Source organism: Bacillus sp. 522_BSPC, from assembly GCF_001076885.1.
GTDB classification, from domain to species: domain Bacteria; phylum Bacillota; class Bacilli; order Bacillales; family Cytobacillaceae; genus Niallia; species Niallia hominis.
Genome location: NZ_JVDT01000244.1, coordinates 26,432 through 35,767 on the forward strand (window position 1 = coordinate 26,432; position 9,336 = coordinate 35,767).

Genomic DNA, 9,336 nt, shown 5'->3' on the forward strand with positions numbered 1-9,336 from the left:
ACCTCCCTTTAAGTGAAAACCATGTTGGTTAAATATTTTCCTGCTGTAACAAATGAGATAATTGAGTCGTAAGTAGTTTTTTAGGAAACAAAAAGAGACCACAAAGCTACATTATCATTATGATGACAATGGCTTGTGGTCTCTCCAATTCTCCAGACAAAAATTATTAACTTGTGTATATTATAACATATTTTTCTTTATATTCATAGTATTTATATTATTTTTATAATGTTTTCTTATTTAAAAGCCATCGTTGCTTTGACTGCTTTCTTCCAGCCAAGATACAATTCTTCTCTTCTATCTTCTTCCATTTTTGGTTCAAAGGAACGATCCAAACTCCATTGTTCTGCAATTTCACTTTGATCTTTCCAGTATCCAACAGCTAATCCAGCAAGATAAGCAGCACCTAATGCAGTTGTTTCATTTACAACTGGTCGTTCTACAGGAACATTCAGTATATCTCCTTGGAATTGCATGAGGAAATTGTTTCGAACTGCTCCCCCGTCTGCACGTAATGTTTTTACTTGAATATTCGAATCTGCTTCCATTGCAGAAAGTACGTCTCTTGTTTGATAGGCAAGTGACTCTAATGTTGCACGAATAAAATGTTCCTTTGTTGTTCCTCTCGTTACGCCGAACATCGCACCCCTTACATCACTATCCCAATACGGTGTACCAAGTCCTACAAATGCTGGTACTAAATACACTCCATCGGTTGAATCCACTCTGCTTGCATATGCTTCACTATCCTTCGCATCTTTTAGCATTCTTAATCCATCTCGTAACCATTGAATGGCAGATCCAGCAACAAAAATGCTCCCTTCTAGCGCATAATGCACTTTTCCATCTATCCCCCATGCAATGGTTGTTAATAGTCCATGATCTGATTTGACTGCCTTTTCTCCTGTATTCATGAGCATAAAACAGCCTGTTCCATACGTATTTTTTGCCATTCCAGCTTCAAAGCACGCCTGCCCAAATAATGCAGCCTGCTGATCTCCAGCAACTCCCGCAATCGGAATTCTGTTACCAAAGAAATGTCCTTCAACTGTATATGCGTATATTTCAGAAGAAGCCTTTACTTCAGGAAGCATCGATTTAGGAACTGTTAAAATATCTAATAATTCCTGATCCCATTTTAAATCATAAATATTAAACATTAATGTACGGGATGCATTTGTATAATCTGTTACATGTGCTTCTCCACCAGACAACTTCCAAATAAGCCATGTATCAATCGTCCCAAATAACAAATCACCATTTTCTGCTTTTTCTCTTGCCCCATCTACATGATCTAAAATCCATTTAACTTTTGTACCTGCAAAATACGCATCAATCAATAATCCTGTTTTATCTCGGAATAATTGATTATACCCCTGTGCTTTTAATTCTTCACAAATGTCATTTGTTTGTCTTGATTGCCAGACGATTGCGTTGTATACAGGAACCCCAGATTTCTTATCCCACACAACCGCTATTTCACGCTGATTTGTTATCCCGATTCCTTCAATTTGTTCTGGCTTAATATCTGATTCTGATAAAACGGTTGCAATTACAGCCAGAATGGAACCCCAGATTTCATTAGCATTATGTTCCACCCAGCCTGGCTTTGGAAAAATTTGTGTAAATTCTTTTTGCGCAACATGCACAATTTCTCCCTTTTTATTAAAAATAATCGCTCTAGAGCTTGTTGTACCTTGATCTAATGATAAAATATATTTTTCCATGTTCATTCCTCCCCAGTTAGTAAATATTCACGCTACTTTTTTTCTAATACTCTTACTTTCCCCTTTTGTCATAAAAAATGCAAGCATTAAAACAACTGCATTTATGGCTAACACTACCCAGAAACTGGATAAGATAATACCTTTAAAAAGATAAGTATACATAATTGCAGCTAAAGAACCACCGAGAATCGGTCCAACTACAGGTATCCATGCATATCCGAAATTCGATGAGCCTTTACCTGCTATCGGCAGTACAAAATGAGCAATTCTTGGACCAAGGTCACGGGCAGGATTAATGGCATATCCTGTTGTTCCTCCTAATGACATACCAATTACAACAATCAACAAACCTACAGCTATTGGGTTGAGACCTTCTGTAAAACTATTTGCACCAATGAATAACAATCCTAGCACTAACATAAACGTTCCAATCAACTCACTTAATATATTGGAAAAAGTATGTGGAATCGCAGGTCCAGTTGAAAACACTGCTAATTTTGCACCAGGATCCTTTGTTGCTTCCCAATGTGGGAGATAGTGTAAATAAACAATACAGGCTCCTAAAAACGCACCAATCATTTGCGCTAATATGTAAGGCCCTACTTGATTCCATGGAAAGTCCCCAGTTATTGCTAGAGCAATTGTCACTGCAGGATTTAGATGTGCACCACTAATGCTTCCTACAGCAAATACGCCCATTGCTACAGCTAATCCCCATGCAATCGTAACGACAATCCAACCACCGCCATTTGAGTACGCCTTTTTTAAGTTACCACCTGCTACGACCCCGCCACCAAATACAATCAGAATAAGTGTTCCAATAACTTCTCCCATAAACGCAGACATTCGAATCCCCCTTATCCTTTTTTCACTCTGTTTTAATTCGATGCTAAATACATTTTTTACATCTTCGTTAATACTTATCAACCTGTCTTTTCGATTCAAATCACAGAGTGTAATTGGTTAAAAAATGCGCAAAAAAGGAGAGCACAACAGAATATCGCCAATAAATAAATTATGGCTACCTGCGTGCATCTCCTTTTCTCCTACACATTAAATTAACTTGTAAATCTATTGTAAACGCTTACCAGTAGACTGTCAATTATTTTTTGATATTTCCACTATAAAAATAGTAATTATTAATTAAGTGTACATTATCTCTCTTCCCATAATTCACGCTTCGATGTCGTAATACTTGTAGCCCCAGCATCAATTGCTTTTTTAACATCTTCTTTTGTGCGAATCAAACCACCAGCGAGTATCGGTACATTCAAACTATCTTTTAATTCCTTAATCATCCAAGGCATCACGCCTGGAAGAACTTCAATATAATCTGGATATGTTCTTTTCACCAATTTAACACTTTTCGCTATCGCATGGCTATCGAGTAAGAAGACCCTTTGTATAGCAATGACATTTTTCTGTTTTGCTTTTAAAATAACGGATGATTTTGTAGATATTACTCCATATGGCTTAAACTCTTGACAGATAAACTCTGTACCAAAATCATCACTTTTTAATCCTTGAATTAGATCCACATGGTAAATCATTTTCTTATTAGCCTTTTTTGCCAGTTGGCTAATGTGCTTTAATTGAGAAATATGTACTTCTAAGAACACGCCAATTTCATAATCACTTTTTAGAAAAGCTTCAAATTCCTTCATATTTGATGATGCAGGTATGATATGCTGATTCATTTTTATCCCCCATAATTCACTTTATTGCAAAATTACTATACCTTGTATACGCTCTCCTCTTTATTAACAGCTTTCTTTAGTAAAAAATTACCGTTTCAATTCAGTTTGTCAAAAAAATGATTTTAAAAAAGTTAAATAGAATTTTTATGCGTCGCTTTTAGTGTAAGAGGTGAGACTCATTTGGGATTAGCGCGAGCCCTACTGAGGAAGGCAAACCCCAAAAACGGAAAGCAACATTCCAATCCTAAGGACCTAATAAATATCTATAGACAAACCTTATTTCTACAATCCAGGCGTTTGGCTACAGTCTAGATTTAAATTCATATAGCCGAAAAGCTAAAATACAAACGGCTGAATAGGCTATTCCTATTGAATATCCGCCGACAACATCTGTCGGATAATGAACTCCTAAATATATTCTGCTTATACCAATTAGAATGATAAATAGGCAAGCAACCACATATGCAATTATTTTATGTCCAGTCGATTTCACAATATGTATACATAGATATGCACATGAACCAAAGAATATAAGAGAGCCCATTGAATGTCCACTTGGGAAACTATAGCCTTTCTCTATTATAACAGGCAAAATATCTGGACGCTCTCTTTTAAAAAACCATTTAAGCAGTTTATTTAATAGTGCGCCAATACCATTTGTCAAAACAAAAAAGGTGGCTAAAGCATATTTTTTTCTCCATAGCAAAAGAGCTGTAATGAATAGTAAAGCAATTGTGATAAATGATACCGATCCAAAAAATGTCACCCGTTCCACCCATATTGTTAAATCATCGGAAATGAATGACTGGATAAAATCGATGATCATATCGTCAAAAGTAATGATATCCAAACTGGTAACTAGGTTTGCTATTAAATAAAATACCGTACTAAAAGTTACGATTATAGCAATCATCAGGATTATATACTTTAATGTTATATTTCTTTCCAAAATTATCCCTCGCTATTTTTCGGTGCTAGCTTGTCCATACAAGCATAGCACCTATTTAAATTTTAAGCTTCTTTTGCGACTTTCTTTCTCGTTGTCTTCTTCTTCTTTTCTTCTGTTTTCTTAGGCTTTGTATTATCAATAGAAGCTTGAAGAGCCGCCATCAGATCCATGACATTCGATTTCGGTTGCTTTTCTGTACCTGTAACTACTTCTGCTCCAGCTTTTTTTGCTTCAATTAATTGAAGAAGAGCTGTTCTGTACTCATCCGTGTATTTTTCTGGTGTAAACTCTGTTGTTAATTGATCTATTAATAAAATGGCTGTTTCTAATTCTTTTTTCTCTATTTGACTGGCTTCAGGTACATTTGGTACATCTTCTACATTGCGAACTTCATCTGGAAAATGTATCGTCTCCATCACAAGTGTATTTTCATACACTCGAATAATAGCTAATTGCTCCTTAGAGCGAATAATAATCTTAGCAATTCCTACTTTTCCTGTTTCAAGCAAAGCTTGTCTTAATAAAGCATATGCCTTATTTCCGCCCTCACCTGAAGACATATAATAACATTTTTCAAAATAAATCGGATCAATTTCTTCCATTTTCACAAAATCAATAATCTCTACCGCTTTATCCTCGTTCTCTTTGCGTAGATTTTCTAAGTCATCATCATCGAGGACTACATATTTTCCTTTTGCATACTCATACGCCTTCACAATTTCTTCTGGAGCTACTTCTTTTTCACAGGCAGAGCATTTCTTTTCATATTTAATAGGAGCATGACACGCTTTATGAAGTGTTCTTAACTTTATATCTTTATCCTCAATTGCAGAATGCATCTTAATCGGTATACTCACTAGTCCAAAACTTATATTTCCTTTCCACATCGTGTGCATCGTATAATCTCCATTCTCATTTAAATTACTTTCCCAAAAATTTTACTTTTTGATTCTATTAATACATTGTGTTTCCATGTCTTTTTCATACTATTTAATTATTGGTAGTGCACATCATTCATACATACCCATATCAATTGGATATACTACTATTATCGAATGATTATCAGGAGGATTACTTATGCCTAAAGCAGCATTTTTTATACATTATTATCATAAAAAATCAGATACATTTGGTGTGAGCGTTTGTTTAAATAAGGAAATAATAACCGTTGGGAGATTTAAGAAAGGGTTAAAGGAGGAGGAGAAAATCGCCTTGTTAGGCATTATAAAGGAACATTACAAAAAAGAAGAGGATGATTTTTATTATATGGATCCAGGAATTTGTGTAGAATTACATTTCTCTTCATTTGTACATGATGAAATAATCAATCCTACTTTCTCAAAATTTTTATATAAACATAATTGGCGCGATTGCAAATTGGAACAACTTATAACAGATCGCACTACTATTACTCACCCTGACAAACCACTTTTTCCCGATACTAATATTACTAAACTTAATTATCTTTTATATTTAAAAGAGGTAAGTCCCTATTTCCTTCCTTTTTTGCATAACCGTTTGCTGACAACCATTCGCTTTCCACATGGTCTATTTGGAGAATCATTCTATCAAAAACAATGCCCAGATTATGCTCCTTCTTTTGTAGAAACATATGTAAAAGAAGATATTGAATATATTTTATGTAATAATCAAGAAACCCTAATGTGGTTAGGAAATCAATTAGCTTTTGAATATCATATCCCATTCGAAACCATCCACTCCAATGGAATGCCTTCTGAAATTGTATTTGATTTAGATCCTCCTTCAAATGATCATTTTCATATGGCCATTGAAGCAGCTAAAGTTCTGCATGAAATTCTGAATAGATTGCAATTACAAGCCTTTTTAAAAATCTCAGGAAACAAAGGCATACAAATTTATTTGCCACTTCCCGAAAAAACTTTTTCATACGATGAAGTGCGGATTTTTACTGAATTTATCGCACATTTTATGATAGAAAAGAATCCAGAACAATTCACCATTGAAAGACTGAAAAAAAACAGAAATAATCGATTATATATTGACTATATCCAGCACAGCGAGGGCAAAACGATAATCGCTCCATACTCTATCCGTGGTAACAGAGGTGGATATGTTGCATGTCCAATTGAATGGAAGGAACTTACAAACACCCTCCATCCAAGTCAGTTTCCGATGAAAACTGTCCTTGAGAGATTAGAAAAAGGAATAAATCCATTTTCTACTTATTTTGAAGCCAAAAAAAGACAGCCGTTCCGTCAAGTGCTGGATATATTAACACAAATTAAAAATAAACAGGGATTCCTGTAAGAGGCTCATTCCATTAGGCACTCTTCTATAGGGACGGTTACAAAGGATTCAATTACTGGATGTCTTAAGGTTCTACCCTCTGTCCACTCTAAAAAGGTGATTTTCACAGTAAGAGCTGGCCTCAGCCAAACACTTCCCTTAACTTCAACTTGGTTAATAAACGGATTCTCTTTGATAATAATTGGTTCAATAGCATTTGTAACAGCAACCCAGTCTTTTGCCGTTAATTTTCCAGAACCAGCACTTCCAATATAAAATAATTGGCCGTCCTTATTAAACTGCCCAAGATGTAGGGAATGGACAGTCTTATTCTTCAACGTAACCCCGCCTACTACTGCGATTAAATCCTGCTCTTTTTTTCTCTTTCTCCATCTTGAATCTTTTCCTTCAAGTAAATATGGACTATCGAGATCTTTACAAACAATTCCTTCGAGCTGATGCTCCATGCATACGTTAAATAAACCTTCTGTATCGGAAAAGCTTTCCACTAGGCGAATCACTTCATTCTCAGTAATTCTTTCTCGTAGTATTTGTTGTCTTTCACGTAGAGGCTTCTCTAATAACCAATGGTCATTAACATAAAGGATATCAAAAATCATATAGGTAATGGGAATTTCCTGCTGCAATTGGCTTACTCTATCCATATTTCGTATTCGATCACGCTTCATTACTTCATAAAAAGACGGCTTGCCATTCTGTAAAGCGATTATTTCTCCGTCCAAAATGCAATTTTCAGCCTGTATAAACGTATTTGGGCGTAAGAGCTCTGGATATTGTTTGGTTCTTTCGTTTTTCTTTCTATTAAACAATTGGGTTTTATCTCCATCATAATAGGTGAGTATCCTTGTTCCATCCCACTTCACTTGGGCAACCCACTGATCACCTTGAGGAATTACATCTGTTAAGATTGGTTCAAATGGCTTTATTGGCTTCATAGTAGATATCCTTTTTATCCTTACCATTTGCAAATAGAAAAATAATATACAGTATTATTCCAACACATCCCATTATCTTTCAGAATTTAACTTAGCAATAAACTGTTTAATACTTTTTTAGACGAAAAGACTTGGGACATAAGCCATGAGGCTGTGTCAAAACTAAATAACTAATCTTTAAAGACGAACAATCTCTAATTTAGCTCTTATATAAGCTACTTTCTCATGATGGTTATCTATGATACAAATGTAGTTAAGTGTAAAAACTAAGTCGTTTTTTAAACTTGTTCTAAACCAATAAACACGAACCTTTGTGTAATTAAATTACATAAAACGTTCGTGTTTATTGTTGATTGAAATGCTTATGTCCCAATCTCTTTATACTTTTAAAATAGCCATTTCAATTACAATTACCTGCAACCTACTCACTCTGATGATATATCGTTTCATCTTAGTAAATATAGCTTACCTTTTCATCCTATCCATTTGGAAAGAACTATTATTATACTTACTTTAAATGAGCCTCTACATAATTTTGTGCTTCTGTTTGTAGTTTATTATATTGGATAGCTTCATCCTCAAAATAAATCTTATTCTTAACATTAAAATTTTCAATCGTATCCCACTCTAAAGCTACTTCTGCACGATATACATAACTAGCATTTCCAATTAAATCTATGCGGTATTGTCCATTTTGATGGTGAACAATACAGCGAACTTTCCCGCCATTATTATACACATCAACATAAGTATTTTCTTCATTAAATCCATTTAATATCGTAACGAGGGTAGATGCGCTCATCGCTGTACCGCATGCATTAGTAAAACCAACTCCTCGTTCATAAGTACGAACATAGATACTACCTTTATCTAAAATCGATACAAAGCTAACATTAACTCCGTCTGGAAAGTATTCATTTGACCCATTCACATATTTACTTAAAGTTTCCTGTACTTCAGAATCCAGTACCTCTTTATTCACTAACGTAATTAAATGTGGGTTTGGTACTGCTAACGCAGTAAATAACAAATCTTCATGCAGTCCTGGAATCTTCTCATTCAGTAGTGTATCTGATTCTAATTGTAATGGAAGATCTTCTGTCTTAAAGGAAACTGGAGATATTTCTACCAAATAAGTTGGAATGTTTGGATAAATATCCTCTTCATTTTTCACTTCCAGATTAGCTTTCATCGTTTCAATTACAGCCTCTTCTACTTTAAGCAATTCACAAACATAACGGGCAACACAACGAATACCATTTCCGCACATAGACGCTTCCGAACCATCTGCATTAAATACTCTCATTCTTGCATCGGCTACTTGACTTGACATTACATAAAGAATTCCGTCAGCTCCCAAGGAAGACTCTCTATTACAGAGCGCTTTAGCTAACGTCGCTCTTTCTTCTTCAGAAAACTGATAATCATCTGATATCTCATCTATAATTAAAAAATCATTTCCACTTCCATGACATTTTGTAATTTTTATATTCATTTCCCTATTCCTCCAAGCTGATATCAATCTTCTTCCATTTTACCGTTCCTGCATTTAACCTGCAATTAATTCTTATTAGTAAAAGAGAACAGAAAATAACAAAAGAGGCTGGGACAAAACTAAATAACCAACCTTTAAAGACAAATACTCTCTAATTTAGCTCTTAAATAAAGCTACTATCTCATGATGATTATCTATGATTTTAAATATAGTCAAGTATAAAAACTAAGTCGTTCCATTGCGC

General features: G+C 34.8%; 8 protein-coding genes. 1 reads left to right on the top strand and 7 read right to left on the bottom strand.

Going from position 1 to position 9,336, the window contains the following annotated elements:
* Positions 1-236: 236 nt before the first annotated feature.
* From glpK to ADJ83_RS20125, 5 genes are all read right to left on the bottom strand, one after another.
* A complete protein-coding gene (gene glpK, locus ADJ83_RS20105; protein ID WP_031535940.1) occupies positions 237-1,727 on the bottom strand; it encodes a glycerol kinase GlpK in 1,491 nt (496 codons plus the stop codon).
* A gap of 27 nt (positions 1,728-1,754) precedes the next feature.
* Positions 1,755-2,573 (bottom strand): MIP/aquaporin family protein, encoded by an 819-nt coding sequence (locus tag ADJ83_RS20110; RefSeq protein WP_031535942.1) that lies wholly within the window; start codon positions 2,571-2,573, stop codon positions 1,755-1,757.
* A 308-nt stretch (positions 2,574-2,881) separates the two neighbouring features.
* A complete protein-coding gene (locus ADJ83_RS20115) occupies positions 2,882-3,424 on the bottom strand; it encodes a glycerol-3-phosphate responsive antiterminator (RefSeq protein WP_031535944.1) in 543 nt (180 codons plus the stop codon).
* 301 nt (positions 3,425-3,725) lie between these two features.
* Positions 3,726-4,373, bottom strand: coding sequence for a phosphatase PAP2 family protein (locus ADJ83_RS20120; RefSeq protein ID WP_031535946.1), 648 nt, complete (start codon positions 4,371-4,373; stop codon positions 3,726-3,728).
* Between the two features lie 62 nt (positions 4,374-4,435).
* Complete coding sequence (locus ADJ83_RS20125; RefSeq protein ID WP_031535948.1) at positions 4,436-5,269, bottom strand: Ku protein; 834 nt, start codon at positions 5,267-5,269, stop codon at positions 4,436-4,438.
* A 181-nt stretch (positions 5,270-5,450) separates the two neighbouring features.
* Here ADJ83_RS20125 and ligD point away from each other — a divergent pair, with 181 nt between their 5' ends.
* On the top strand, positions 5,451-6,662 hold the full coding sequence (ligD, locus tag ADJ83_RS20130) for a DNA ligase D (protein WP_035416071.1): 1,212 nt from the start codon (positions 5,451-5,453) through the stop codon (positions 6,660-6,662).
* A 5-nt stretch (positions 6,663-6,667) separates the two neighbouring features.
* Here the strand turns inward: ligD and ADJ83_RS20135 are convergent, their stop codons facing one another.
* Both ADJ83_RS20135 and dapF read right to left on the bottom strand, forming a co-directional pair.
* On the bottom strand, positions 6,668-7,597 hold the full coding sequence (locus ADJ83_RS20135; protein WP_031535952.1) for an RNA ligase family protein: 930 nt from the start codon (positions 7,595-7,597) through the stop codon (positions 6,668-6,670).
* Between the two features lie 508 nt (positions 7,598-8,105).
* A complete protein-coding gene (gene dapF / locus ADJ83_RS20140) occupies positions 8,106-9,092 on the bottom strand; it encodes a diaminopimelate epimerase (RefSeq protein ID WP_031535954.1) in 987 nt (328 codons plus the stop codon).
* Between the last annotated feature and the right edge of the window lie 244 nt (positions 9,093-9,336).